This is a genomic window from Sphingobium sp. AntQ-1, from assembly GCF_028538045.1.
Taxonomy (GTDB): Bacteria; Pseudomonadota; Alphaproteobacteria; order Sphingomonadales; family Sphingomonadaceae; genus Sphingobium; species Sphingobium cupriresistens.
In genome coordinates, this window is record NZ_CP117158.1 from 1,733,712 (window position 1) to 1,759,531 (window position 25,820).

Below are 25,820 nucleotides of genomic sequence, written 5' to 3' on the forward strand. Positions count from 1 at the left end.
CTGATGCACAGGATGGCAGCCTTTCCGGTGTGCCGATTGATCTCCATGATCTGCGAGGCGCCGTGCTGAACGTATCCTTCAGGACAGAAGCGCTCAAAAACCTTTGCACTAGGATCGAAGAGGCTCAGAGCCAGTTCGGTCCGCAAGCGGCAGCGGAATTGCACGAGCTTCTAGCCGAAGCGGAGTCCTTCTTGACCACCGATGAACTGATAGATTTTCGCGATGGTGAATTTTTGGAGGGGGATTCCCTTTCCTTCTCGTTCGGTTCACACTACCGGGCAGCGTTCAAACCGGTGGGCGAAAATCTACCACGTGCAGACGATGGTGATGTCGATTGGGGGCAGGTGCGTAGAATTATGCTGTTCGAGATTTCGCAATGACGAAGGTCGAAGTTCAGCCGTTTGGCAAGGACTGGTTCTCCCGACCGGGCGACAGCGTCCTGTCGGCGATGCGTCGACGCCAGATTTCTCCGAGCGCCGTTGCTGAACGCCTTGCAGGCGGAATGCCCCAGTTGCGCGAGATACTCAGTGGCTTCGGCGAAATCGACGACGAGGCGGCGTCGGCGCTGTCCAGCACTGTCGGCGGATCGATCCCATTCTGGATTTCTCGCCAACAGAAGTATCAGGAATCTCTTTCCCACGCCGTCGAGCAGCTGTCTGCGGAAGAGGCGGATGCCTGGCTGGAACAGATTCCCGCTCCAGGCCCCAAGCGACGGATCACCCCGAACACGCGGACGACCGAGCTTGAACGCCGCCTTGCCTATTTCGGCGTTAGCACCCTCAAGTCCTGGGATGGGCGCTATGGTCCGAACCAGCGCGTAGCCCGATTCCGGCGTTCGCTTACTTTCAGTGCCCACGACGGCGCTACGTCCCTGTGGTTGCGTGAGGGAGAGCTTGAGGCGAACCTCCGCGAGACCGAGGCTTGGTCATGCGAGGGATTGAACGCACGCCTGGCAGACATCCGTGCGCTTTCCAGGATAAGGAAGCCTTCCCGTTTTCTAAAGCCGCTAGCCGCGCTCTTGGCCGCATGTGGAGTGGCCCTTGTAATTGTGAAGGCTCCGCAGGGCTGCCGCGCAAGCGGCGCGAGCCGCATGATTGCGCCCGATAAGGCCATGATCCTTATGAGCTTCCGCCATCGTGCGGACGATCACTTCTGGTTCACCCTTTTCCACGAGATCGGACATCTGTTGCTTCATGAAGGCGCGCCCTTCGTGGATGTCGAGGGAATGGACGTCGCTGACGATCCTCAAGAGCGCGAAGCCAACGAATTCGCAGCAACGATGATCGTCCCGAAGTTTAGGGAGGCCGAGCTTGAAAGCCTGCCGGCGCGCGACGAGCCCATCCGCCGCTTTGCCGTTTCGCTCGGGGTGTCTCCGGGAATGATCCTCGGCCAGCTCCAGCATCGGGGCATTGTGCCGCACGGAGTCCTGCGCAGACTGCGGCGCCACTGGACGTGGGAAGAAATCTTCGCGGAGGACTGAGTACTGGCGCTCCTGAGGCGAACAGCACTGGCTGGTCAGTTCACCCCTTGAAATGCTGAAACACCGTGGGCGTCTTCTGCCAGTTGCAGATTGAGTCCTCTAGGACTTCCATCCCGACGCTCAGATCCGCGTCGAGGTCATCGAGCCACGCCTGGAGCGTGGCTGGTGAGACTTCAGCCTTGGGATCACCTTCGAACAAAAGCTTCAAGCCCGATTTCGGTCCCGTCGCGTTCTGAAGGTATGCCGTCCCTGCTTCAGCGGGGATAAACTGATACCGCGATAACATGGACACCCAATCGAAACGTCCCAGCCGTCCGAACCCCTTAACCGGCAGGCTGTGATAGAAGGCGTCGAAGATGACGTGCGGGTCGTTGCCTGCGTCCAGAACCGTCTGCGAAAAGAGCGTCCTGTGATCGCCTGCGGCGTTTACCCAGTTCACGTAGGTTACGATGGCAGCGCCCATCGGGCGGTTCGTGTCCGGATCTAGGCTTTCATACTTCCTGTGGTTGCCGAACTTCCCGCCGACCGCCTGCCAGTTGGCAGCCAGCCATTGCTCAAAGGCTGCCGGATCGGCGCTCACAGACGCCCAGTCCCATCTTCCAGCGCCGAGGCGGCCATAGATGTCACGCAGACGATGCCACCCGCCGATCTCCGGCTTCGCCAGATAGACCATGAGGAAGATCAGCCATGCGGCTTCATCATAGGCGTTCTGCTGGAGTAGGTGGACGACGCCGAGCTCGGCCTCAAAGGTGCCTGAGTTCGGATCCGCCCGATCGGGATTGATCGGGCCGCGTCGCTGGATCACCCTGAAATAGTCCTCGCGCCGAATGCTGGCGATCATCTGCATCGCCAGCGTGTCACGGGCGTTGGGATCGGCGATACCTGGCAACTCGCGGATGTTCTGGTGATGGTGCAGCAGAAGATCCGAGATTTCTTCCTTGCGCGCCTGACGTTGCGGCCACTTCATTCAAGCTTGCTCCACATTCACTTTCGCTGCTGCTCGACGGGCAGCCTCTGATTTTCGATCCCGCTGATCTTCGATGAAACTGTGGTAGAAATTGTTACGCATGCGTGCTGATATATCCATGATTTCATTGTCGTCCCTGGCGAAGTTGATCTGGAGCAGCCGGGCTAGGTCTGCCCAATAGTTTTGGCCCAACTCGGCGTCTGGATCGGCTTCCTCATTGACCCTGGCCTTCCGCTCGAACGCGAGCAGTTCTCCGATCATGGCGAAGGGTTCTGACCGCGGCATCGGCGGCATTTCGGCAGCACGCTGATACCCTTCGCTGATGTACTGCTCAGCTTTTCCCCTATCGGACTCGTACAGATGCATGCTGCCGACCATGTGGGTATACTCGCCTAAATCGAGGCCCAGTTCGGTGGCCACCAGTTCCTGGATCATGGTGAAGCAAAAGACGTCGTGGGGGAGGCCCAGATATGCGTCGTTCGAGCGCATCATGGCAGTCATGTGCAGGAGGCTGCCGCGTCGATGGAACTGAAGGCCCAAGGTACATGGAATGTCTAGGTCGGTAAGCAGGTCGGCCGCATCATAAAGCTGAATTACGGCCCGGCGACTACCGTCTTTCCGCCTCATTATCTCGATAACCTTTTCCAGCTGATCGAAGCCATGCCTTGTTCGGATACGCGGTCCGTAAGCTCCGTTGACGATCGAGGGTTTCCCTTTCCTTCCATAGAACGGAATGTACGGAGACACGAAGGCAGCCTCGTCGGATCCCGACAGATACCAGAGGAGCTCTCCCAAAGCGCTGAATGGACGCGCGCGAGTTTCAGATCGACTGACCCTCGCGCGGGGCTTGGCAATTCGAAGTGTCACGCCGAGGAATTCTACCGAATTGCCAATCGTGCTACTGTTCGCTTCCCCATTCTTCAGCAGTTGCTGATACAACTCGATCAGAATGTCATCGAGTCCATCGCCTGGAATTTCCACGTTGCCCCCCGTGAAGCCAAGATCACTATTTGGATGTTAGGTAGATTTCCGAGCGCGACAAGCCCGACATGCAATTCTTGCTCGAAAGGTACGAAGCATCATTTTGTGAAAAGCGGAGCAGACCGCTGAACGTTGTTGAGGGTAATAAGAGCGGACCGACCCGACTCGGGAACGGAAAATCGTAAGCGAAGTTTCCAAAAAGGGTTAGGTTGGCCAAAAACGAACGCCGGATCTGGGACAATACGGTCTTTCTCGGATTAACGCATGAGCGGCAGGTTGCGCTGCAACCTGCTATTCCTAAGCCGGAAAGCAACAGGGCATCAGTGCGCGAATTTCCTTCGTTCAGCCGCACCTAAGCTAAGTCCGATAGCTGATCCTCATTTAGTGGTGCTGATCAGAACGATGGGTGGAAACCAGAACAGCCGCTTTCGAGCCCGAAAGAGCCAATGCTGACATTTCGCTCACCTCAGCGGCGTGCTTCTCGCAACAACTCGTTCCCTTGCAGCCCTACAATTCCACTCCGAACGCTGCCGCGTTTATTGCGCTGAAGCCAACGCGCTTCGACCATTCCATGTGCGCACCCAGACGCTCGATGACCGCGATCGCTTGGGTGCGCGGCAGGTTCAGCGAACCCAGCGCCTGCGCTGTCGCTCGCAGGTGCAGGACCGGCAGCGACTGGATGTGCCCTGACCCGCGGTCGAGGATGTCGGTCAGCATCAGCACCTCGACCTCGTCAATAGGCAGCGCGGCGAGATACTCCAACGCCACGCGGATCGCCGCCGAACAGATCGCGTCACGGTGCATCTCGATGCGCTTGCCGACGGCTAGCGCCTTCACGGATGCTTTGCCTGATTTGAGTAGCGTTACAATCTCCTCAGGCATGTCCTCGAGGTTCAGCCCGTCGACAATTGCGATCGTGCGCCCGTCGAGGAGTAGCGTGTCCACGCCCTCGACCGAGAACGGGAGGCTGCCGAGCGCGCTGCGCTCGTCTAGCACCGCGACCATTGCGTCGGGGTCGCGGTCGACCACCCGCCGCGCGACGGCGATTTCGGCGTTGCGGGCCTTGGCAGCGGCCGTCTCGGCCGAATGCGCCGCGTCGTCGCACGCCTGCGCGGCCGCGACTTCGTCTGCCAGCCGGTCTCGCTGTTTCTGCTCGCGGCCGAACGTCCGCGCGAACCAGCCCGGCGTGTATTCGGCAAGCCGCGTCGTGGCCGCGTCCTCGGCCTCGGAGCGGCGCTCTGGCATCGGCAGTTCGGAAGCCGTCGCTGTCGCCAGCCAGTCTACCCGTGACAGGGGCACCCGGTGTGCGCCAGTGAGTACCTCGACGATCTCCTCGTATTCTGCCGCCGCCCTGGCCGACGCGTCGAGATGCGCCTGGTGATGCAGGGCTCGCTGGCGCGCCACACGCTGGCGCTCGGCCTGCTTCGCCGCGCGATCCATCGCGCGCATGGTGCGGCCCACGCCCCTCACGAACTGTCTTGAAGTTACCATCGCCCCCCGCCCGATTGTCGTCTGTCGCTAGCGGGTTATACCTTTGCAGAGACGTGTGGCCATAGGGAGGCGGACATTATCATCGGCGTACTGGCCTCTCTGGCGGTGACGACCTCGGCTGCGATCTCCGGAACCGCCCATGTCGCGGATGGCGACACTCTGCGCGTCGGCGCGACGCGCGTGAGGCTGTCTGGTGTTGACGCGCCCGAGCTTTTGCAGCGTTGCGGATCCGATGGCCGCATGGTCGCGTGTGGCACGATGGCCGCAGAATGGCTACGGCGGCGCGTCGAGGGCCGGCCCATCACCTGCGAGCAGGTGGACACCGACCGTTACGGAAGGTCAGTCGCCATCTGCCGCGTGGGAGGCGAGGACATCGGCGCGGCCATCGTCGAGGCCGGCTGGGCGACCGCATACCGCAGCTACAGCATGGCCTATGTGGGGCAGGAGGCCCGCGCCCGCGCGGCGCGCCGGGGCATCTGGGCGTTAGGGTTCGAGGCGCCGTCCGATTACCGCCGCGAACGCCGTCTGGCGGACGTGCCCGTGGTGCCCGATCCGCGCTGCCCGATCAAGGGCAATGTCGGCTCTTCAGGCGAGCGGATCTACCACATGCCGGGAAGCCGGGCATATCCGGAAGTCCGGATCGATGCGCGCAAGGGGGAGCGCTTGTTCTGCTCGGAGCGCGAGGCGGTCGCAGCCGGCTGGCGTCCCATCCGCTGACGTCAGCGGACGGTGCGCTCGCGCAGCGCCGGCGCCGCCGCTGCGGCCGTCGCATCCACTGCCGCCACGGCAATCCGCTTCAGCGGCGTCGCGCCGATCGGCAGCGCCTTCTCGATGACCAGGCCGCCGCCCGCGTCGCCCAACGTCTCCTGCAGCGCTGACACGTCGCCGCACCAGATCGACTCGGCGTCCCGGTCGCGCGACGGGTCCGGCCCCACGCCGCCTGCGTCGAAAGCGACCGGGCGCATCTGCATCCGCTCGCCCGCGGCGCTGACCTCCACGCCGTAGTCCGGTCGGCTCGCGCTGCGCACGACCAGCCTTCCGTCCTGCGCCCAGGTCGTCCCCATCCCCTCGGTCACCTCGTAGCCGAGGCCATTGAGGCCCTCGAGGACCGCGGCCCGACGGGCAGCCGAGGCCCGCGCCTGCCGGTGCTTCTCTAGCCCGGCGCGTCCTTCCGCGATCCGCGACGCGATGGCGGTCACGTCGAGCGCTTCTTTCCCCACGGTCAGGGCCGTCGCGTCGAGCCCGGTCGCGACGAGCTCGGCCGCCACGAGCTCGAGGTCCATCGCCGCGGCCGCTCGTGCCCGCGCTTCCGTCAGCTCGCGACCGGTCGCGACGTCGAGTCCGTCGAGGAGCAGGCCGCGCCGCGCCGGTTCGGCGTCGAGCGCCTCGTCGAGCCTCGCGCCCCACGCGGCCGAGGTCGCCTCGTCGACATACGGCCGCAACTCGGCGATGCGGGCCTCGATGTGCGTGACCGCCGGATCGGCAACGCCTGCGGGTTGCGCCGCGAGCCAGTCGGCGAACGACGCTGGTGCCTCGTCGCCGCGCAGCCGGTCTGCGAGCGAGCGCGACGCAGTGGGGTCTGCCGCGCGCTGCGCCAGCATCTTGAACCCCTCCGCCAGCGCGGCGGCGTCACCCCGCTCGAGCCGGCGCTCGAGGTCCGGTGAGAGTGGGTCGCCTCTGCTCCGCAGCGTCCGGAGCAGGCTGGCGGCCGCCTCGCGCTCGCGTCGGTCGCGCGACCGCGCCGCCGCCTGCTCCGCCGCGACCTTGGCAAGGCGGACCTGGACGTCGTCGCGCAGGAACGCCTCCTCGATCGGGGCCTGCTTCTGCAGGTCCATAAACCGGTCCGCCGTGATCAGTGCCGCAAGCGCGTCGCGCCGACGCTTGGCCGTGGCCAGCGCGTCGTCGTCGATGCAGTTGTTGCGACGGCCGATCCGCGTCCATTCGGCAAGCGCAGCGTCGACCCGGGCGAGCATCCCATGACAGATCTCGAGGATCTCCTCGCGGGTTACGATCCGCACAACCTTCGGTCCGCTCATGCCTTCACCCCCATCGCCGACGTGACCGCCGCGCGCAGTCGCTCGCGCTCGCGCTCGGGCTCGTGGAACCAGCGGTGCGACGAGACCCGGTGAATGACGGGGATCGACCGCCGAAGGACCGAAGGGCGCCATATTTCGCGCGCCCTCGCGCCCTCGAGCAGCCGGTGGCGCGGTGCGTCGCATTCGATGCCGATGCCGTAGAGCCCGGTCCGTGGATCCTCGATCGCGAAGTCGAGGCCGAACGCGCCGTTGTCCTGCACAGGGGCGGGATCCCAGCCAAGCGCACGCAGCTCCGCGGCCACCGCCTGCTCGAGCCCGTCCTCGACGTCGCGCGCGGGTCCTACCGGTCGACGCTGCTCGGGGGTCAGTCTTCCCAGTAGTGCGGACGCCGCGTCGAGGTCGCCCTCGGACAGCGTGCGCGCATACTCGAAGTAGGCCTGCAGGAAGTCGCGTGGACTCGCCGCCTGGCGGCGGGTCGTCAGCATGTCAGAGATGAGCGGGATCGGCATGGACGTGACCAGCACGACTTTGCGCTTTGCGCGGGTGATCGCGACGTTCAACCGCCGCTCGCCGCCGGCCTGTCCCAGCACCCCGAACGAGCGCCGGAAGGTCCCTTGCGCGTTGCGGCCGAAGGTCGAGGAGAACACGATGATGTCGCGCTCGTCGCCCTGCACGTTCTCGACGTTCTTGACGAAGAACCCCATGTCCTCCCCACCCTCGACGCGGTCGCGCTCCTTGGTGAGCGCCGCGCGGAAGGCCGGATCCGCCTCTGCGCGTTCCTCGAGCACGTCCTCGATCAGGTCGGCCTGCTTGCGGTTGAACGTGACCACCCCCACGGTCGGCGGATTGGGGCCGCCGTCGGCCCAGATGTCGCGCACGACGTCAGCGACCCGCTGCGCCTCGGCCGGGTTGGTCTGGTCCTCGTAGGTCCCGTCGACACGGATCAGCTCGATCGGACGCTGGCGCCTGACCTCGTCCGCCGGATGTCGGGCCGGCACGCTCAGCCGATTTACGTAGAACGAGGCGTTCGAGAACTCGATCAGCTCGCGATAAGCCGAGCGGTAGTGGATCTGGAGCGTGGTCGAGGGAAGGACCGTCTTCGCCAGCTGGAGCAGGTCGGGGCAATCCTTAATCTCGCGCCTGTTCCAGGTCTCGACCGCCTCCTCGCGCTCCTGGTCGTCGAGCCGCTCGTCGGCCTCCTGGCCCTCGAACACCTCCGCCTCGTCGCTCTCGACGCGGCTCGAGAAGAACGCGCTCGGCGGCATCTGCTTCTCGTCGCCGCTTACCACCATCGTGCGGCTGCGGTAGAGGGTGGGGAGCGCGTACTCGATCGGCATCTGGGACGCCTCGTCGAAGATGACAGTGTCGAACAGCGCCTTGCGCAATGGCAGCAGTCGGCTCGCGACGTCCGGGTTGACCAGCCACACCGGTCGCAGGCGCATTAGGCCGAGGTCCGCGCCAAGGTCGACGAACTCGCGCAGCCGCTTGGCGCGGATTCCGCTCAGCCGCGTGATGTCCTCCCACTCGCGCATCGGCCGCAGCCGGGACGCGTCGAGTCCCTCGACCAGCAGCCGCCGGTTGAGCGAGCGCATCTCGCGGTCGGCCGACGCGAGCGACGTCGACTTCGCCTCGAGCTCCCCCGCTTCGAGCAGGAGCGCGGGATGCTCACCCTCGATGCGCGACTTCCAGGCCAGCCTGCCTTCCGTCGCCAGGATGCGCCGGACCGTCGCCTCCAGCGACGCCTCGTCGAGCGCCTCCAGCCGCTCGCGTATGCGGGCGAGTTCAGAGAACGCCGCCATGGCCGCCTCGCCGAGCTGCGGCACCCGGGCGCGGAAGCGCTGGTAGGCGGCGATGTGCGGTGCCTCGGCCTCTACCGGGTCGACGGCTGTGGTGTTCGAGATATCGCGGCGCACGGTGTCGCCGCGCGCCTCGATCCACCCGTCCGACATCCACGGTCGCAGCCGGGTCAGTGCTGCCAGGCTCGCCGTACGCGCGGCGTGCCTCGCGAGCCCCTGGTCGATGCCCTCGATCATGTCCTCGACCGCTTGGCGGCTGGCCGCGCGCGCCATGGCGTAGGCGACCGGACGTTCCGGGTAGGCCTCGAGCCTGGCGACGAGTGCCTCGGCCGCCCCGAGCTGCCCAAGGTGGAGTCGAGCCACCTCCAGCAACTCGGGGATGCGCATGGGCGGCAGCGCGCCCGCCGTTTCGCCCGCGTCGACGACCGCGGCCAACAGCCGGTCGCGGACCGGTCGCAGGCCGCCCTCCCGGTGCAGCGCGGCACCGAGCGCGCGCGGGTCGGCGAGGCCGTATTCGCGCATCAGCGATCGACGTCGCCATAGCGAGATCCAACGTCCCGGCGACAGCTTCTGAAAAAAGCTCGGGCGGCTGAGCAGGCGGTCGGAGACCGCGGTCCAGCTCTCCAGCTCGCCATCGTCCATCGCACGCGCGGCCTCGACGACTTCGTCGGGCGCGTCGTCGGCCGGGAGGCCCAGCAGGTTGCGCTCGATGGTCGCGAAGTCGCGCTGGAGGGCCGTCCTTCCAGGCTCGCGTCCCGACGCCTCCTCAAACATGCCCAGCCACCGCGCGAGACGCGCGCGCGCCGTGTCGTCGATGTCGCGTAGCGCGCGGGCGTTGCCAACGGTCCATGTCCGGTAGGGTTCGGGATCCTCGATCGCGATCGCGTGGGGAGTCCGTTCGATGACGCCCATCCGCTCGCGCTCGAGCCTGGCGAACTCGGCGACGTCCGTGGTGAAGGTCTGCACCGTTCCCGGATCGACGCCGAACTGGCGCGCGTCGGCGAGCGGGCTGCCCTCGAACCTGGCGGGCAGCCACAGCCTGGCGATAGGCGCGCAGGTCTCCTGCAGCAGCGCGAGCGCACCAGGATCGAGCGCGCCGAGCTGGTGCCGCAGCGATGGCACCGCGGGCGTCGCACCTTCCCGGGAGAGGCCGATAAGATCGCCGATCACCAGCCGATACGAGAGTCCGGTCTGCTCGTCGACGGCGTGCAGCGCGCGATGCTGGCTATCGAGATCCCGCTCGAGCGATTCGATGCGCGCCGCAGCCTGCTGACGCTGCTGGCGCCAGCCGGTCGCGCCGCCCGGTCTCCTGAACAGCTCCTCGAGTTGTTCGCGGATGGACTGGATGACGGTCCGCCGGTCCTTGTTGACGTCGTTGACTATCACGATGCGCTCGCCGAGCCCGGCGGCCTCGAGCCGCTTGTACACGACCTCCAGCGCCGCCTGCTTCTGGCACACTACCAGCAGGCTGCGGCCCGTGCCGATCGCGTCCGCCACCATGTTGACGATCGTCTGGCTCTTGCCGGTGCCGGGCGGCCCCTCGACGATGAGTCCGCGGCCGGTGCGCGCCTCGAGCACCGCCGCCTCCTGCGAGGGGTCGCTGTCGGCGGTGAAGTAGCGCTCGATCTCGGAAGCGTGGACAGGCTCGGCGCGCTCGACCTCTTCGCCGACCCGGAACGCAGTCTCTAGGCTCGATCCGGTGGGCGGCGCGGACTTCAGCTGGCGCAGGTCCTCCATCACCGCTTGGCCAAGGAACGCGAGGTGGAACAAGGCGGCCGAGCAGAACAGCCGGTCCTCGCCGACGCGGGCGTTCAGGTCCTTCGATGGGAGCGGGACGAGCTCGCGTCCCTCGACCGTCGCCAGCTCGCGGAACGCGTCGAGCACCTCCGCCGGGGTCACGGTCGAGCGGCCCAGCATCTCGTTTGCGGCCTGCTGCCACCGACCGGCGGCCTCCACGCCGAGTAGTGTTTCGAATGCCGGGTTGAGGCGAACCTCCTCGCGGCCGCGGTCGAACGCGAGCGTCACCCGGCCGCGGGAGCCGACCTCCGGGTGCAGGCGGACCGGCCACAGCAGGACCGGCGCGATACGTGGCCGCACGCTGGCCTTTGTCTCCTGCATCACAAGGAACGGGAAGCCCAGGTAAAGGCCGTCGATCCCGGTGTCGCGCCTGTACAGCGTGGCGTGGGAGTGCAGCGTCCGCACGCGGCGCTCGACGCGGGGGTCGACCGTGAGCGAAGCCGGATCGATGTCGATTGTCTGGTCGTTGCGCAGCAAAAGGTGGTCGAGCAGCGACGATGCACAGCGGCGCGCGCTGTCTAGCTCCATCATGTCGATGCGCGCGGTCGTCTTGCCGATCACCATGCGGGTGAGCGGGCCGCGCATGATCGAGGCGGTGATGCGGCGTGCATAGAAGTCGAGAAGCGTCGCTACGTATGACTGGCGCGGCGGCTGGCGCCAATCGGCGGCCGGCACCGCCAGCAGCGCGAGCGCGCGGGCTAGCGGGAGGCGTCGCTCGAGCCGGAACTGGTCGGCCCACTCGTCGATGCGGTCGCGGCCGCAGCGCGCGAAGTTCTCGAGGCGTGCCTCTATCTCGGCGTTAATCTCGCGCCTCGGACGCGTGAGGCGGTCGAGCGCGGCCTCGCGGTCGAACTCGCTTAGCCCGGCGCGGGAGGCGGCCTGCGCGGCCTCATCGACGATCGCGTCCGCCGCGCGGAACTGCGCCGCCGACGCGCCGAGGAGGAGGATGAGGTCCTCCTCCTCGGTGATCCGGCGCTCGATGATGGCGAGCAGGCCGGGATGGTCGGTGTCCGGTAGGACGCGGCGGCGCTCATCCCACACCGCAGCCAGCTGGCTGCGCGAGGTCGACAGCGCGGCGGCCCTGAGCTGCGTCTCGTCGAGCTCCACGTCGAGCTGGCGCGCACGGTCCCGGACGCGCTGCTCCCGGCGCTTCAGGCGCGCCAGCCAGAGCTCGTCGTCGTCGCGCTCGAGCCGGTCGGGCACCGGTCCGGTGATCAGGGCGTAGCCTTCGTCGAGATGGTCGAGAAGCCAGCCAGGGGTCACGATCTCGCCACGCACGACGAGCGGCATCAAGGGATTGAGCGCCTTCAGCGCGAGGGCGAGCCGCAGGTCCTCGTGTACCGCGTCCAGTCCGGCTATCGCACGTAGTTCCGCGCGCAGCTCGGCATGGTGCCCCGCCTCCTCCATCCAAGTCGCGAGTTCGCCGCGGAGCATCAGTCCGCGCGCCTCGTCCCAGTTCGCGGCTTCGGCCGCCGCCAGCGCGAACCGCTCGGTCGTCGCATGGCGCGTGCCCGCGAGCGTGATCGGGCGCCGGCCGCCGGTCTCGTCCGCCCGGCGCGGTGAGGCGGGCGCGTCGGGCATGTCGCCCGCCAGCCAACGCTGCACCTCGGTCCATCCCCACCGCTGTCGGCGGTCGAGCGCGAGCAGCCCGCGCAGGAGGGTATCCACTGCCGGGGGCAGGCCGTCCGGGATCGGCGCGCCGTTGGTGAGCACGCTGATCAGGAAGGACTGGTCGTCGGCCCCGCCGAAGCATGCGCCGCGGGTCACCTGTTCCAGCAGCAGCATCCCGAGGCTCCACCAGTCGCTCGCGGCGGCGACGCCACCAGCGACGGCCTCGGGGGCGGTGTAGCGGGTGATCTCGAGCGGCGAGACGACGTCGAGGTCGTAGTCGGACAGCCGGGCCGAGCCGAAGCCGGTCACGACGAGGTCGAGCGGCTCGCGGGCGCGCACCATGATCGCCCCAGGTCTCAGGTCGCGGTGCCTCAGGCCGCATTCGGCGAAGACTGCTAGTGCGCCGCCGACCTCGCGGAGGATGACCGACAGCGTTGCGATGTCGTCGGCGAGCAGTCCGAGGTCGGCGAGCGTCCCACCTCGCAGGTCCTCGGACACCTCGTAGGCGCGGTCCTCCCAGCGGCCGGTCTCGAGGATCTCGGGTACATGGTCGCGGTCGAGCGTCCGGAGCGCGTCGTAGACCTCGGGATCGGGTTCGCTGCCGTTGGCGTAGAGCGTCAGCACAGCTTCGCGGCTGTCCGCGTCCCGCACGGTTTCGTAGCGTTCGCGCACCTCACTCGTCGTGGGCAGCCTGCGGAGCAGTCGCCATCCGGCGACGCCGGTCTCGACCGCGGCGTGAGCTTCCGCCGCGTCGGTCGGCCGTCCGTCAATTGCGGACAAGGCCTGCGTTTCGGTCGCCACGGGCACCGGAGCCGTCTCTGCGATGTCGCCTCCGCAGACGCCGCACAGCAGGTCTCCGACTTCTACCTCATGCCCATTGACGCAGACCGGCGGCGCGGCGACCGGAGCCGCACTCGACGGGTCGGCGGCTGCGGGCGAGCGCCAGCCTTTCGGACGGATGGGTATTGAGGAGAGGGGCCAGTCGCACACGCGCCCGCCAACGTCGCCGTCGCAGAACATCTCCTCGGGCGGACGCTCTGTCTCGCAGTTGGGGCAGAACCTCATCATGCGGCGAACATCCCTACTTCGGCGGAGGAGGCGGCCCGGTGTCCGGCCGCCCTTAACGCATGCCGCAGGCGCGCCAGGTCGCCACGCGCCGGAATCCCGGCCATCCACGCGTCGCCGTCCTCGTCAAACATTACGTCCAGGCGTCGGTCGGAGCCGTCCGCCGGCCGGTCGAAAGCCGACAGTTCGGCACCGAGAGGCGTCAGTGTGTGCAGCCGCTGGTTGTCGCTGCCGCGCAGGGCAAGCGTCTGCGGCAGGTCGGACCGGAAGGGGCCCGTCATCACGGCGTCGATTAGGCCCGCGTTGCGGTCGAGCCATGGCGCGATGTCCACCATTTCCCGTCCGGTGAAGACCAGTACCGAGCGCTTCGACAGGCTGTGCCATTCACGGAGCAGCGCGGCCAGCGCGTCGGGCTGGTCGAAGGGCTCGCCCCCCGACACTGTCAGGCCGTCGGCCTCGTCCACGTGCAGCGCCAACGCCGTAAGCAACTGGTCGAGTCCGACCTCGCCGATGCCTGCGTTCCAGGTATCGACTGAGACGCATCCCGGGCACCTGATCGAGCATCCCTGGAGCCAGACACCGAGCCTGCGGCCGGGCCCTAGGGTCGTGACGGGGAAGTGGATGCGCGAGACCGCGACCCTCACGCTGCGCTTCCGAGGACGATGGTGGTGACGGTGCCGGGCTCTACCACCGCCACGGTGACCGGGCCATCGCCGTCCCGGTCGAACAGTGCGCGCGCGAGGGGATTGATCAGGTGAGCCTCGATCTGGTTGCGGATGCCACGGCCGCCATTGGAGAGGTCCACCGTGCACAGGTGGCGCAGCGTGTTCCACGCTTCCGCGGACAGGGTCACGCTGTGCCCCGACGCCTCGGCGTCGGCCAGGACCGAGCGGACCATCGCGGCGAAGATCTCCTCAGCCACGGCCGGCCGGATGAAGTCGAAGACGATCACGTTCTCGCCGAACCGGTTTAGGATCTCGGGCCGGTTCAGGACGAGCTTGAAGTGGTTCGCAATCTCGGCTCGCACGCGCGAGCGCACCTCCTCGAAGGGTTGTTCTGGGGTCACGTTCGCGACCCGTCCGCCGTCGGCCCCGCTCGAGTAGATGCCGAGGTTTGACGTAAAGATGATCAGCGCCTCGGAGAAGTAGACGCGGTCGCCGCGACCAGAGGTCAGCACGCCGTCATCGAGGATCTGCAGAAACTTGTCGAGGATCCGCGGATGCGCCTTCTCGATCTCGTCGAACAGCACGACGCTGAACGGCCGCTCGCGCACGGCGTTGGTCAGCTCACCGCCGACGTTGTAGCCGATGTAGCCGGGCGGTGCGCCGATCAGACGCTGGTCGGCGTGCTCCGCGCTGAACTCGGACATGTCGAACCGGATGTATGCGCTCTCGTCGCCGAACAACAGTTCGGTGACCGTCTTCGCGAGTTCGGTCTTTCCGACGCCGGTAGGCCCCGCGAGGAAGGCGATGCCGCGGGGACGGCCACCGCGCCCGCCGCCGCCGATGCCGGTGGCCGCGCGCTTCACGATGTCGAGCATGTGCACCACGGCGTGGTCCTGGCCGACCACCCGCCGCCGGATTGTCTCGGCGCCTTCTCGGATCTTCTCCCGCTCTATCATGCGCCAGGCGTCGTCTGTGACGCCTACCTTGTATCGGCGAACGGCCTCTCCGATGTCGGAGATCGCCACGCCTTCGGCGCGAGCCAGTTGAGCAACAGCGTTGAGGTCGACGAGCAGCATGCCTTCAGTCGCATCTACGAGTTCGCGCTCGGCTTCGGCGATGTCCTCGGCCGATGCCTGCCGCACGCCCGGGATGCCGCGTATCAGCGAGCCGGCAACGGCCTTGCGGGTGGCGCGGTCCGGCGGCGCGATCGGCACGTGGCGGATGCGAGGGTTGTCGATGGTGAGCCAGTCAGGGAGGTCGCCCTCCTTCTCTACGATCCACACTACAGTGTTGAAGCGAGGCGCCCGGTCCGGCCCCACCGGGCGCGCCTCGGCGCGCTGGCTCAGGACCAGCGCGCGGGTGAAGAGCGACTGCTCTGGCGGCGAGAGCGCGTCGCTTCGGACGATTAGCCGCGAGGCGAAGTCGGCTACCAGCGCTACCGGCGGACCGTCGAGCGAGATAAGTCTCTCGAGCGTCGCGGCCAGCATGTCGCCACCGCCTGCGACACGTCCGCCGGAGGGCGTCAATCCCAACCGGGTCAGCAGCGCGTCCGCGTCGGGTTCGCTGCCGTCCGAATGCGGCATGACCGAGAAGCCCGAGACCGGGTCATAGCGCACCGCGTCCGAATAGCCCGCGTCGCTGAGCGTCGCCGCGAGGACGTCGCCGAGCGGTGCGGCGACCGCCTTGCCCCCGATGTCGCGGATCTGGAGATCGCGCACGTTCCCGGTGAGGACAAACTGGCTCTTCAGCGGGAGGAAGCGTGTGAGGTCCCGCACCCAGCGCGCCCGATGGTCCTCTTTCTGCACCGCCCTGTTTCCCCGTTGATCGCGAATCCTCCATTGATGACTCGTTCGCGCAGACTATCCTTTCACGCCCCACCGTCAATGTCGGTTAGTCTTGCGGGAGATTGCTAAGTCCATAGGATCCGCGCAAAAACGGGAAAGTGGCGCGATGATGATCTTCTTAGCGGCGGCGATGGCGCTTGCGATGACTGCGTGGGCCGGCACTGTCTAGGCCGCGGCGATCGGCGGTTCCGCTGCGGCTTGCCGGGCATCGCCGTCGACGAGGGCCGCCGTGGTGGATAGGCCAGTTCTCTTCATCGGGATAGGCAAAAACGCGCCAGCCCTCGGCACCGGACCAATATGGCGTAAGGTCTGAATCCACCCGCGCGGTGCTGTCCTGCATAGCAGCGAGCAGAGCAATGGGGACGATCGCTGCGAAAGCTGGCATGGTCGTTAGGTCCGTTTGAAATGCGAGAGCGCTGACCGCTCAGCAGATGCTTTCGCAAGGCACCCCATCGCCATCACCATCCAACCGGCCAACCCCGCACTGGTAGAGATAATGATAGGCTTCCTCGCAGCTGTTCATCTGTCGGCATAGATGCTTGCCTCCACAGCTTGGTCCCTCATCGCGCGATCCTAGTTCTTCCAAGGCGCTGCTTGAGATCAATGCATCGGGCTCGGACGGTACCTCGACAGGCGTATCCGAAGAGGCACCTTGAGAAGCAACCGCATCAGATGACATAAACGCTACGGGGGCAGGGTCAGTGACGGGCTTAGGGCCTTCTGCGGAACATCGGCCGAGCGCAAACAGAAAGGCACCAATGGCGATGAAGCCGATCAGGCTGTCATTTTTCTTCCCCCGCATGGACGTGCCCCATGCCATGCAATCCTTTATACGCCATATCGCTTGTTGCCACTGCGCGTGATGCAATAATGCCCTCCTCTTGGACCGACGCAGACTTTGCCGCCGTTACATGGGCACTCGCCATCGTCTGTCGTGCCGCGGCCAAATAAAGGCGTGGACGCGCCGCTGCGGGTCCGGCGCCTTGCCTTGCGACCGCGACGCTTGGCATCGCCATCACTTTCAAGTCCAGTGATTGCTAGCGCAAAAATGCCAGCCAAAAACGCGCGTCGATGCATCTCGTCCCCCTCCCCATAACAAGATCCATCGACAGCAAAGTTGATAATAAGTCAAACAGGCTTGGATCGAAGATGCAGGTCTTTGATCTTGGGAAAGAGATTGCTGCCTTGTACGGCTTTCATGCAGCAATGGCGCCGCCCGGTAACATGATAATGGCTATGCAAACTCAGACAGCATGTCTGCCCGCAATCAGATCATCGAGCCGATGAGCCACCCCCTGCCATAGGGCAACGCCACCATCCTCGCCATGATGTGCCAATCTCGCGATCCGGCTGGCGACTTCGGATGACGCTTTATCGCCATGCTGCCGCAGCATCATAAGGGCCATGCCCCAAAGCTCTTCGTCTCGCGTCATGCGGGTTCGATTTTCTGCACAGCGAGCAAATCGAAGCCATCGCGGACGCCGACAACCCTCACGCGTGTGCCGACAAGATGTTTGTGGCGCTTGGTGATGTCTAACCGCCATTCGCCACCGCCTGGCATACGCAGGATGGGGTAGAATCCGTTTTCGAGCAGGATTCCAGTCAGGTCATGTTCGCTTCCCCGTGGCATCGAGCGTGATCATAATCCTGTTCGGTGCTGGAGATCCATATCATTATGGCCATTCACTGTGCTCAACTACCATAAGCAACCGGCCTAGGGCTGGCATTTGGCTGGGCTGCATTGTATTTCGCTGTGGAATGCGGTGGGGGCAATGAGACTGTGAAGGGTGTCTTCGAGATCAGCGGGGCGTCGCGCTATGACGATCTCATTGCTGAGCGTTATCACTTCCCACGCATTTACCTGCGGGCCGCGCAAGCCTGTATCGGCGACTGGATCATTTACCGCGAGACGGGATCAGGTGGCGGTCGCAAAGCCTATGTAGCGGCAGGTCATGTCGATCGAATTGACCCAGATCCGGCTGCGCCTGGCCTTTATTATGCGCGGATCAGCCAGTTTGTCGAATTTGACCGCCCGGTTGCCTATCGCGATGCGACAGGTCGGTTCGCTGAACAGATGCTGCGGGATCTCCCGAACCCGGCGGAGGCAGGGCGTGCGCTACGCGGACGGTCAGTCAGAGCGCTAAGCGGCAGCGATTTCACTGCGATCGTCAGTGATGGGCTGACTGACACGCTTTCGGAGCGCCTTGCCATTCGCCTGGAATTGGACGCCGCGCATCTCGATCCGATGACCCAAGCCTTGTTGCACGAGCCCCCATCTGACCGCCGGATCGAACAGATCCTTATCAACAAGAAGATCCGGAGCGCTGCCTTCAGGGGGCATGTGCTCGACGCTTATGACAGTCGTTGTGCGGTGACGGGACTGAGGATGATCAACGGCGGCGGCAAGGCGGAAGCGCAGGCAGCGCATATCTGGTCGGTCGCCGATGGGGGACCTGATGAGGTACAGAATGGGATAGCCTTGTCGGCAACGGCTCATTGGTTGTTCGACCGGCATCTCATCAGCCTGGATGAGCAGTTCGGTCTACTCGTGTCGCATAATAAGGTGCCGTCCGAGCTCAGCCGCCTCTTCCCGCCTTCCGGCATGCCTATTCACTTGCCTGCCAATCCCAAATTCCGGCCCCGGCCTGAATATGTCGCGCGACACCGGGCCCGCTTCATGGGTGACCTGCACTGACCTCTTACGCCCGCACGATCGCAGCCTATGATGCGGCGGCGGCAGATCTGGCTGCGCGATATGAGGCGTTGCCTGGCGGCGCTGCCTTTGTGCAGGCCCATGGCCTGTTGCCCAAAAAGGGTTTGGCGCTCGATGTAGGGGCCGGATCGGGACGGGATGCTGCCTGGCTGCACGCGCAAGGATATGATGTTATCGCTGTTGAGCCTGCTGACGGATTGCGCCTAGAGGGCCGCGCGCGTCATAGCCCAGACATTCGTTGGCTCGACGACCGGCTGCCCAGTCTGGACCAGGTTCATCGGCTCGGCTTGGCATTCGATCTGGTCGTGCTGTCAGCCGTCTGGCAGCATGTCGCGCCAACAGACCGGGCGCGCGCCTTTCGAAAATTGGTGACCCTTCTCCGTGCGGGTGGCGTTATGGTCCTCACTTTACGGTCCGGGCCGGCGCCTGAAGATAGACCGATGTTCTCTACCTCGAGTGGCGAGATCGAAGGACTGGCACGAACCTATGGCATGGAGATCGTCAAGGTCCATGCGTCTCACGATCTACAAGGACGCGATGGCGTCAGCTGGACTACTATCTGTCTGCGTCTGCCTGATGATGGCACCAGTGCGCTGCCTCTGATCCGCGGCATTGTGCTGGGCGACGAAAAGTCATCCACCTACAAGCTCGGCCTATTGCGGGCAGTGGCCCGGATCGCAGAGCAGACGCCAGCGGCCGCCACGCCTTCGCGCGAACTGGATGATGCTGTCGATCTTCCTCTTGGCCTCGTGGCGCTGACCTGGATTCGCCTCTACTTGCCTTTGATCCGCTTGGGATTGCCTCAAGCTCCGCGCAACAGCGGTCCCGACGGGTTGGGCTTTGCCAAAATCGGGTTCCGGACGCTGCTCGCTGATGGCACGGATGCTTCCGACCTGCGCGTGGGCTCAGTCTTTGGAGCCGAGCGCGGCACTGCGATCGCGGCAGCAATTACCGAGGCAGTGCGCACAATCACTGCAATGCCCGCCCATTTTACGCGCTTTCCAAATTCTGATCAGCCGGTATTCGCTGTGCAGCGTGGGCGATCCAGCCGCCAACAAGGTCTGGAGCTCGACCTTGATCAGCTGCGAGCATGGGGAACCCTTACCGTCCCTGGCAATGTGAGGCGCGTGCTTTCTCGCTTTGGCCCATGGATCGAGCCGATGCTCGTGACGGAATGGGCAAGGCTCATTCGCCGATATGCTGATCATATCGGGTTCGCGATCCCTGCCGGCAGAGCCGAGGCTGCACTCGAATGGCGCGAACCCGTGCGCAGCACGACAACCGCTCGGTTCGCAGCTCAGAAGCTCGTGGCTGGAGGGCCGGGGCTATCCTGTGTCTGGACCGCCCGGAGATTGAGCGAGGGCAAATTGGATGTGGATCACTGCCTGCCTTGGTCGGCATGGCCCTGTGGCGATCTTTGGAATCTTGCGCCCTGCGACTCTCGGATCAACCGCCACGAAAAGCGGGATCGGTTGCCCTCTGCCGCCATGTTTGCCGAGAGCCGCGATCGGATTATCACATGGTGGCATGATGCCTATCTCGATGATGCGGTACTGCGCCACCGTTTCCTGCGCGAAGCAGCAGCCGCACTGCCGGTTCTCCAAGGCGAGGATCTGAGCGACATTTTCACAGCCTTCGATTGGCGACGCTTAAGGCTCTTGCAGGACCAGCGCGTGCCGGAATGGCATTGGTCGGCCTGATTGCTCCCTCAAAGCCTTTGACGAATTGACCAGATGAGACCCGACATGCTGTTGAATAGTGCATCCTCATGCTTAGGAGATGGTCGGCCCCGCTCGACCGCGCCCGAATTGCCAGCTTATTCCATCCGTGCGCATGATGCCCGAAGCGGCCTTGCCGATGTTGCGTTCGAGCACGTCGCGCCACGGCACCAACGTGAAGTCCCGCGACCGCTCAACGACAGCGAAACTCCCACTTTCAAGATCGACTCGCCGGGCGATCTTTCCCTCGATCCGCTCGCCGATCCGGGCCGGTTCGAACCGTTTCCCGATATCGTCGCCGAGCCGTTCCCCGGCCTGCCGCAATTCACGCTGGCGCAGCGTGCCGAGCGCGCCCTCCCGATATCGAAACCCGGACTGCTCGCCGTCCGCCAATTGCTGCTCGATCAGCCACTGCCGCCGCGCCGCGAGCGCGGTCCGTACCTCCCGCCCATATCCAACATCGCGCACGGCAGTGTGACCGCCCTCGGCAAGCTCCCGATCGAGCCAGGTGGGAGAGTCCTTCCCGGACAGTTCGTCAATCGGGGACCGCGAAAGGATAGTAACCGTTACCGGCCGGTCGCGCTGCTGGGCTCTCGCATAGGCATCGGCGCGAGAGAGATGATCGTCGGGGATGGTCCAGCTTCCATCCGCGAGCCGCTCGGGTCCAGTGCCCGCGCGCCGCATCGCCTCGAGCCGGCGGACATGACTGGTTGTGAACGCCTCGCTGGCACTCGGATCGTGCGCCAAGTGCAGGTCGACCGAGTAGCGCCCGCCATTGGCGCGGGCGACCGCATCGACGGTGCGATCGGCCTGCGTCGCCTCGATACGCGAAGGCGCGATCCGCACCGTCGATCCCTCGGGCACCGACGGCGTCGCGTCCCCCCGGCCGATATCGACATAATGGACGCGGCCATCGACCCCATCGACCATCAGGTAATGCCGATCGCGATGCTCGTCGGAAAAGCCTCGGCTGATGACCCGCCCGACCAGGGCCTCGCGCAGGTCATTCGACACGACCTGCTCGACGCCGGCGCGGTCGAGCCTGCGAGCTGTTAACTCGCGTTGCATGAGCCGGATGATGTCGCCGCGCTCGCCCATGCGTCGGAGCGTGTCCTCCAGCCCCTCGGCAAGTCTGTAGCGTCCGCCGCCGACATCATCGGCCAGGTCCATTGCCTTGAGCTTGCGCAGTCGGCCTGCCGCGACCGACTGATGGAAGGGATCATTGTCGGCCGGCGATACCGTTCGATCGACGTCCATGCGGCGCAGCAGGCGGCGGTCGATCGCGGTCAGCCGTTCCTGGTCGACATCGTGGCGCAGGCGCGCCGCGATCTCCTGATCGGTTCGGGGGCCGAGGTCGAGCGTCACAAGCTCTGAGGCGCGCTCGCGAAGCCCGTGCGCAATATACTCCCGCGCGATGACCAGATTGTCGCCCTGGTCATCGACCCCGCGCAGAACGATGTGGGTGTGCGGACGCTCGGTGTTGAAATGGTCGACCGCGACCCAGTCGAGCTTCGTCCCGAGGTCCTGCTCGACCTGCGTCATCAAGCGCCGGACATAGGGTTTGAGGTCGGGATATTCCGCGCCGTCCTCGGCCGAGACGATGAAGCGAAACTGATGGCGGTCGCCAGCGGTGCGCTTCAAGAAATCATTACCGCCGGCGCGGTCGGTTTCCGGTCCGTAGAGCTCGCCTGGCAAGCCCTGGCGGGTCACGCCGTCGCGCTGGATATACCGCATGTGCGCGCGGGCAGCCTGACCGCCCTTGCCCTGGAGCCGTATCAGGCTTGCCTTTACCACCGCGCGACGGCCGCGAGAACCGCCAAGCCGATCACGGCTCGACAACAAACGTCCCATACTCGCGCCGCGCCCGATCCGGCTGCCGTCGAACCGACGCGAGCGCTGTCCGTCTTTGGGCCCCGTCTTGATGCCCGCGAGACGCGCGGCGGCGAGGATGCGCCCGCCATATTTGCCGACCTTCTTGCCGTCCTTGCCGCGCTGCCTGCCGAGCCTGGGGATGAAGTCGTCGTCAGACATCGAAACGACCCCGAGTCTCGCGATAATCGGTGGAAAATGTCAGAATTTCGCAATTCTCGAGCGCCATGTCTCGCGGTCGCGATTGCCTGTCTCGTGAAAAAAGGATGTGCAGACAAAGGCTTGGTAAGGGTCGGGAGACATTGCCTTTATCTTGTTTCCCCTTTCTTCCCTTCCTGCTCCCATCCCGGCTCAAAAAAAGGGGAGAGACGAGCGCCTTTCGGCGTCGCCTCTCGCCCTGGATTGTCCTGCGATCAGTGCGCATGGAGCATCGCATCCCGCGCCGTGACCAGCGACCTGAACTGGCGGCACCCCATCATCCCATGGGCCTGGCCATCCCCATCCACGAGCATGATGGCACAGAACCAGCTGCCATCGAGCCGGCCGCAAATCGCAATCCGGTCCAGCTCCAACCCGTCGTCATCCATGCCTTCATAGGTGCCGATCCAGCGCTCCTCGACCCTCGCATCCCAGCGAAAATCGGCCTCCTCCGCGTCCAGAAACCGGTGTGCCAGTGCTGCCCCGGCGCCGCGCCCGAACTCCAGTTCAAGGCCGGAAACCAGCGCCACCATCACGCGGTCCACGACCTTGGCCGACGCTGTTCCGATGCTCTGATATATGCTCATCATGACCTCCAACGCTTGCGTTCTTCCACTCGAGAACGGCGTTTGAAGGACGGGTGGCGGAGCGGCTGTCAGGGCCGCGGCGCACAGCGCCGCGCCGCGAAGCGGATGCGGGGGGAACCGATTTTCGCAGAAAATTGGGGGGCACCCGCAGGCCTTGAGAGCCGCTCCGCCACCCGTCATGCTGGGTCTATCGAGACGAGCTTCCTCCCTCTCGGTGATGCGCACCATCGCCTCAATTTCCCTGCGACAGAGGGACGAAAAGCGATGATGCGGTCGCCGAATCCGCCACATCCGGACCAGCCATCGCGCCCCGCCGCACCGCAAAGATCGATCGCGGCGGCAATGAAGTTGCCGTCGCGAGGGCCGGTGTGGGAGATGACGGGGCCACGCTTGCCAGATATGCCACGGTCTCGGCCGGGAGCGCGCGATGGCCGGCAAGATGCGCGGCATAGCGGCCAGGGCCGGCATTATAGGCGGCGAATAGCCCGGGGTAACCGAAGCGATCATGCATCAGCCGCAGGTAGAAGGTCCCCGCCAGGATATTGTCGCGGGGCGCATCGGGATCATGCCCGAGGCCCAGCCGCGCACGGACATCGGCCCATGTGCCAGGCATCAATTGCATGAGGCCGATGGCGCCCGCGCGCGAACGGATCGGTCGACCATTGCGGTGCGTGCGCCCCCGGCTCTCGGCTTGCATGACCCGTTCGATCCAGTCGATGGGAACGCCGAAGCGGGCCGATGCCTCGTCGACATAGGGTCGCCAACGAGCGACCGTCTGCGCATCGGATGGCGAGGCGAGCAGAAGCGCGCCGAGGGTCACCAGCCGCTTCAGCGCGCCCATAGCAGCCGCGCCTTCCCCACGACATCAACCCCGCCCGTCACCCCGAAATAGCGACCATCGAACGAGGCCGACGCGTCCATCATCAGGAAGAGTTGGCGACCGCGCAGGCGCAGGCAGCCCGACCATGTCGGCATGGGGCGCCCCTGTGCATCGGCGTGGCGACGTTCGGCAATGCGCCGTCCATTGAGGAAGATATCCTTCCCCAGGGCGCAAACCTCATCGCCCGCGACGGCGACCACACGCTTCACCAGGGGCACGTTCAAGGGCAGGTAACGCCGCCGGGCGGCCATCTGCGCAGCGCCTTGAGGAAGCTGCGCCACGACCATGTCGCCGGGCTTCAGGTCGGCGCCTGGCCGGACCCAGTAGAGCCCGATCGGCGCGCTGGCACTCGCATTCCACACGAACCGGGGCGTGGGCGGAAGCGCGGCGGATGCCAGCACGACCAGCGTGGTGATACCGACCGCCGCGATGCGGCGGCCCAGCCGTGCGCGCCGCATAGTCTGCGCGCGCAGCGCGTCGCCCCAGGCGAGCAGAGGGGCGTCATCTGCGCGGGTCCGGCGCCCGCTCATGCCATGAAATCCTTGCCCGCATGCTCGCGCGACCAGCTGTCCAGGTCGTCGATATGATATTGCACGAAACGGCTGTGGCGGCGAAAAACCGGGCCTTTCCCGGCCCGCTTGAGACGCTTGAGCGTACGGGCTGACAGTTTGAGATAGGCTGCCGCCTGATCGGTGTTGAGGAATGGCGAGCCCCGCCTGGCGCGGTTGGCTCGCTGGATGTCATCGTCGTCCATGTCGCGGATACCCCGGTACGAGGCGGCCGCGAGAGTGCGGGCCGCGTCACCGGACATGGATGCCAAGACCCTGGGTGAAGAGTGTCGGAATGGCGGGTTCGAATTTCGACACCTTTTACGGGCAAGGCCCCGCGCCGCCTGGCGCGGGGCCGCCGGATCAGCGCGACCAGATGAGCTTGTGTTCGCCATCGTCGCCCTGGGTGAGCGTCGCGTAGATCGGTGCCGGGAAGGATGGATCGTCGAGCTTGAGGCTGAGATATTCAGCCCCGGTTTCACGCGCCACCTTGGTCCAGCCTGCCCCGAATTCCACGCCGCCGGTGTGGACGCGGTGGTCGGGCGCCTTGTCGTTATCGCGTTCGACGGGCCGGATGGTGGCCTTGACGCGAAGGGTCAGGGTGCGGATTTCGCCGGTGTAGATGCCGTTCTCACCGCGAGTGAAGCTGCCAATCTGTGCCATCTTAGTGTCCTTCTGCTTGCTCGATCGCCGCCCCATGCGGCCTCGATGGCAGTCGACCGGGCGACGGTCGGACGACGCGCACCTGTGCCGGGGTCCCATCGCCAGGCTATGGGGTGGACAGGCCGAAGCGCAGCGGAGGACGGCGAAAGCCGGGCTTCTTGTCTCGCGAGGAAGGCGCAGGAGCGAAGCGCCCAAGCCGGGGAAGAAGATCGGCGCAGCCGTTGCGCGGATCAGGACGACCGGCGCCAGACCTGCCATGCACAGAGGCAAATGGGGTCGGCGATGAGGGGCAGAAGGACGATGGTATCAGGGAGGCTACAGCTAGCGGGGCCGATCACAAGCGGCCTGTCGTCCGCCCCCAATCCTCAAGGCCAGCATCCGGCCCTTCGATCCGGCCCATGGCTAGACGATGAGCCGTGACGTCGGCTTGAGCGTCGCGCAGGCGGGTGTGCCATCCCTGGCGGTGCCGTGGACGCGGGTTTCGATAACGCCCCCTCGGGCAGCGCGGTCGAGCATTTCGGTGGCGATATCGTGGATGTCGATCTTCATCCGGCGGGTCCAGGGCAAGGACGGATCACCAGCCATCTGTCCGATCAGGACATGGACGAAGCGGCGCTCGGGGCCTTCCCCCCGCACCTGGTCGCCGAAGAATTTGGGGCCGGGCGCGACCCTTGTGGCGAAGTCGAAGGCAAGCGGTTCGCCGCCCTCGGAGCATTGGGCGTCGAGCGGCCGACCGTCCTTGGAGTGGAGGCTGTGCGCCACGCCGATGACTGGCTCGTCGATCACGATCCGCATGCGGATTTCACTCTGGTCGGCGCGCGTCATGCGGCGATCATGGCTGGAAAGGCGTGCCGTTCAACGAGCGGCAAAGCCGTGCCGACGACCCGTTCGCCGCCTGGCCGACGCCGATC

Annotated in this window: 22 protein-coding genes; 5 read left to right on the forward strand and 17 right to left on the reverse strand. The window is 65.5% G+C overall.

Annotated elements, in window-relative coordinates; genetic code table 11:
- Positions 1 to 29 precede the first annotated feature (29 nt).
- The gene (locus sphantq_RS08640) at positions 30 to 380 is read left to right on the forward strand and encodes a hypothetical protein (protein ID WP_272800056.1); all 351 of its coding nucleotides are present in this window, start codon (positions 30 to 32) and stop codon (positions 378 to 380) included.
- Complete coding sequence (locus tag sphantq_RS08645; protein WP_272800057.1) at positions 377 to 1,480, forward strand: ImmA/IrrE family metallo-endopeptidase; 1,104 nt, start codon at positions 377 to 379, stop codon at positions 1,478 to 1,480. Before sphantq_RS08640 ends, sphantq_RS08645 begins: the two co-directional genes overlap by 4 nt.
- A 40-nt stretch (positions 1,481 to 1,520) precedes the next feature.
- Here sphantq_RS08645 and sphantq_RS08650 read toward each other — a convergent pair whose 3' ends face one another.
- The 3 genes from sphantq_RS08650 to sphantq_RS08660 form a co-directional block, all read right to left on the reverse strand.
- Entirely contained in the window at positions 1,521 to 2,447 is a 927-nt protein-coding gene (locus tag sphantq_RS08650; protein WP_272800058.1) for an alpha-glutamyl/putrescinyl thymine pyrophosphorylase clade 3 protein, read from the reverse strand.
- Positions 2,448 to 3,428, reverse strand: coding sequence for a thymidylate synthase (locus tag sphantq_RS08655; protein WP_272800059.1), 981 nt, complete (start codon positions 3,426 to 3,428; stop codon positions 2,448 to 2,450).
- 507 nt (positions 3,429 to 3,935) lie between these two features.
- Positions 3,936 to 4,877 carry a hypothetical protein gene (locus tag sphantq_RS08660; protein WP_272800060.1) on the reverse strand — a complete coding sequence of 314 codons (942 nt, stop codon included), beginning with the start codon at positions 4,875 to 4,877 and terminating at the stop codon, positions 3,936 to 3,938.
- Positions 4,878 to 5,024: 147 nt separating this feature from the next.
- On the opposite strand from sphantq_RS08660, the gene sphantq_RS08665 reads away from it, so the two are divergent.
- A complete protein-coding gene (locus sphantq_RS08665; protein ID WP_272800061.1) occupies positions 5,025 to 5,636 on the forward strand; it encodes a thermonuclease family protein in 612 nt (203 codons plus the stop codon).
- Positions 5,637 to 5,638: 2 nt separating this feature from the next.
- Here the strand turns inward: sphantq_RS08665 and sphantq_RS08670 are convergent, their stop codons facing one another.
- The 7 genes from sphantq_RS08670 to sphantq_RS08695 form a co-directional block, all read right to left on the reverse strand.
- Positions 5,639 to 6,955: a hypothetical protein gene (locus sphantq_RS08670; RefSeq protein WP_272800062.1), complete on the reverse strand. Its 1,317-nt coding sequence runs from the start codon at positions 6,953 to 6,955 to the stop codon at positions 5,639 to 5,641.
- Positions 6,952 to 13,227, reverse strand: coding sequence for an AAA domain-containing protein (locus sphantq_RS08675; protein WP_272800063.1), 6,276 nt, complete (start codon positions 13,225 to 13,227; stop codon positions 6,952 to 6,954). The genes sphantq_RS08670 and sphantq_RS08675 overlap by 4 nt, the downstream gene beginning before the upstream one ends.
- Entirely contained in the window at positions 13,224 to 13,868 is a 645-nt protein-coding gene (locus sphantq_RS08680) for a 4Fe-4S single cluster domain-containing protein (RefSeq protein WP_272800064.1), read from the reverse strand. The genes sphantq_RS08675 and sphantq_RS08680 overlap by 4 nt, the downstream gene beginning before the upstream one ends.
- Positions 13,865 to 15,694 (reverse strand): AAA family ATPase, encoded by a 1,830-nt coding sequence (locus tag sphantq_RS08685; RefSeq protein ID WP_272800065.1) that lies wholly within the window; start codon positions 15,692 to 15,694, stop codon positions 13,865 to 13,867. The genes sphantq_RS08680 and sphantq_RS08685 overlap by 4 nt, the downstream gene beginning before the upstream one ends.
- A gap of 463 nt (positions 15,695 to 16,157) precedes the next feature.
- On the reverse strand, positions 16,158 to 16,553 hold the full coding sequence (locus sphantq_RS08690) for an excalibur calcium-binding domain-containing protein (protein ID WP_272800066.1): 396 nt from the start codon (positions 16,551 to 16,553) through the stop codon (positions 16,158 to 16,160).
- A 424-nt stretch (positions 16,554 to 16,977) separates the two neighbouring features.
- Positions 16,978 to 17,166, reverse strand: coding sequence for a DUF6961 family protein (locus sphantq_RS24390; protein WP_443021543.1), 189 nt, complete (start codon positions 17,164 to 17,166; stop codon positions 16,978 to 16,980).
- Positions 17,163 to 17,363, reverse strand: a complete 201-nt coding sequence (locus sphantq_RS08695) for a DUF5818 domain-containing protein (RefSeq protein ID WP_336314443.1) — start codon at positions 17,361 to 17,363, stop codon at positions 17,163 to 17,165. Before sphantq_RS08695 ends, sphantq_RS24390 begins: the two co-directional genes overlap by 4 nt.
- A gap of 150 nt (positions 17,364 to 17,513) precedes the next feature.
- Between sphantq_RS08695 and sphantq_RS08700 the strand changes: the two genes are divergently transcribed.
- On the forward strand, positions 17,514 to 18,428 hold the full coding sequence (locus sphantq_RS08700) for an HNH endonuclease (RefSeq protein WP_272800067.1): 915 nt from the start codon (positions 17,514 to 17,516) through the stop codon (positions 18,426 to 18,428).
- A gap of 89 nt (positions 18,429 to 18,517) precedes the next feature.
- A complete protein-coding gene (locus tag sphantq_RS08705) occupies positions 18,518 to 20,146 on the forward strand; it encodes a class I SAM-dependent methyltransferase (protein ID WP_272800068.1) in 1,629 nt (542 codons plus the stop codon).
- Positions 20,147 to 20,218: 72 nt separating this feature from the next.
- Here the strand turns inward: sphantq_RS08705 and rlxS are convergent, their stop codons facing one another.
- From rlxS to sphantq_RS08740, 7 genes are all read right to left on the reverse strand, one after another.
- Entirely contained in the window at positions 20,219 to 22,195 is a 1,977-nt protein-coding gene (gene rlxS, locus sphantq_RS08710; protein WP_272800069.1) for a relaxase/mobilization nuclease RlxS, read from the reverse strand.
- A gap of 251 nt (positions 22,196 to 22,446) precedes the next feature.
- On the reverse strand, positions 22,447 to 22,821 hold the full coding sequence (locus sphantq_RS08715; RefSeq protein WP_272800070.1) for a hypothetical protein: 375 nt from the start codon (positions 22,819 to 22,821) through the stop codon (positions 22,447 to 22,449).
- Positions 22,822 to 23,050: 229 nt separating this feature from the next.
- Positions 23,051 to 23,659 (reverse strand): lytic transglycosylase domain-containing protein, encoded by a 609-nt coding sequence (locus sphantq_RS08720; RefSeq protein WP_272800071.1) that lies wholly within the window; start codon positions 23,657 to 23,659, stop codon positions 23,051 to 23,053.
- Positions 23,647 to 24,228 (reverse strand): S26 family signal peptidase, encoded by a 582-nt coding sequence (locus sphantq_RS08725; RefSeq protein WP_272800072.1) that lies wholly within the window; start codon positions 24,226 to 24,228, stop codon positions 23,647 to 23,649. The genes sphantq_RS08720 and sphantq_RS08725 overlap by 13 nt, the downstream gene beginning before the upstream one ends.
- On the reverse strand, positions 24,225 to 24,452 hold the full coding sequence (locus sphantq_RS08730) for a helix-turn-helix domain-containing protein (RefSeq protein WP_272800207.1): 228 nt from the start codon (positions 24,450 to 24,452) through the stop codon (positions 24,225 to 24,227). The genes sphantq_RS08725 and sphantq_RS08730 overlap by 4 nt, the downstream gene beginning before the upstream one ends.
- Positions 24,453 to 24,609: 157 nt before the next feature.
- The gene (locus sphantq_RS08735; protein ID WP_272800073.1) at positions 24,610 to 24,909 is read right to left on the reverse strand and encodes a DUF736 domain-containing protein; all 300 of its coding nucleotides are present in this window, start codon (positions 24,907 to 24,909) and stop codon (positions 24,610 to 24,612) included.
- 402 nt (positions 24,910 to 25,311) lie between these two features.
- Positions 25,312 to 25,734: a DUF5990 family protein gene (locus sphantq_RS08740; protein WP_272800074.1), complete on the reverse strand. Its 423-nt coding sequence runs from the start codon at positions 25,732 to 25,734 to the stop codon at positions 25,312 to 25,314.
- Between the last annotated feature and the right edge of the window lie 86 nt (positions 25,735 to 25,820).

Coding starts and splice junctions, on each gene's coding strand:
- sphantq_RS08645 (WP_272800057.1), top strand. CDS start 377: ATGACGAAGGTCGAAGTTCAGCCGTTTGGCAAGGACTGGTTCTCCCGA.
- sphantq_RS08650 (WP_272800058.1), bottom strand. CDS start 2,447: ATGAAGTGGCCGCAACGTCAGGCGCGCAAGGAAGAAATCTCGGATCTT.
- sphantq_RS08660 (WP_272800060.1), bottom strand. CDS start 4,877: ATGCGCGCGATGGATCGCGCGGCGAAGCAGGCCGAGCGCCAGCGTGTG.
- sphantq_RS08670 (WP_272800062.1), bottom strand. CDS start 6,955: ATGAGCGGACCGAAGGTTGTGCGGATCGTAACCCGCGAGGAGATCCTC.
- sphantq_RS08675 (WP_272800063.1), bottom strand. CDS start 13,227: ATGATGAGGTTCTGCCCCAACTGCGAGACAGAGCGTCCGCCCGAGGAG.
- sphantq_RS08690 (WP_272800066.1), bottom strand. CDS start 16,553: ATGGCATGGGGCACGTCCATGCGGGGGAAGAAAAATGACAGCCTGATC.
- sphantq_RS24390 (WP_443021543.1), bottom strand. CDS start 17,166: ATGACGCGAGACGAAGAGCTTTGGGGCATGGCCCTTATGATGCTGCGG.
- sphantq_RS08695 (WP_336314443.1), bottom strand. CDS start 17,363: ATGCCACGGGGAAGCGAACATGACCTGACTGGAATCCTGCTCGAAAAC.
- rlxS (WP_272800069.1), bottom strand. CDS start 22,195: ATGTCTGACGACGACTTCATCCCCAGGCTCGGCAGGCAGCGCGGCAAG.
- sphantq_RS08715 (WP_272800070.1), bottom strand. CDS start 22,821: ATGATGAGCATATATCAGAGCATCGGAACAGCGTCGGCCAAGGTCGTG.
- sphantq_RS08720 (WP_272800071.1), bottom strand. CDS start 23,659: ATGGGCGCGCTGAAGCGGCTGGTGACCCTCGGCGCGCTTCTGCTCGCC.
- sphantq_RS08725 (WP_272800072.1), bottom strand. CDS start 24,228: ATGAGCGGGCGCCGGACCCGCGCAGATGACGCCCCTCTGCTCGCCTGG.
- sphantq_RS08730 (WP_272800207.1), bottom strand. CDS start 24,452: ATGGACGACGATGACATCCAGCGAGCCAACCGCGCCAGGCGGGGCTCG.
- sphantq_RS08735 (WP_272800073.1), bottom strand. CDS start 24,909: ATGGCACAGATTGGCAGCTTCACTCGCGGTGAGAACGGCATCTACACC.
- sphantq_RS08740 (WP_272800074.1), bottom strand. CDS start 25,734: ATGACGCGCGCCGACCAGAGTGAAATCCGCATGCGGATCGTGATCGAC.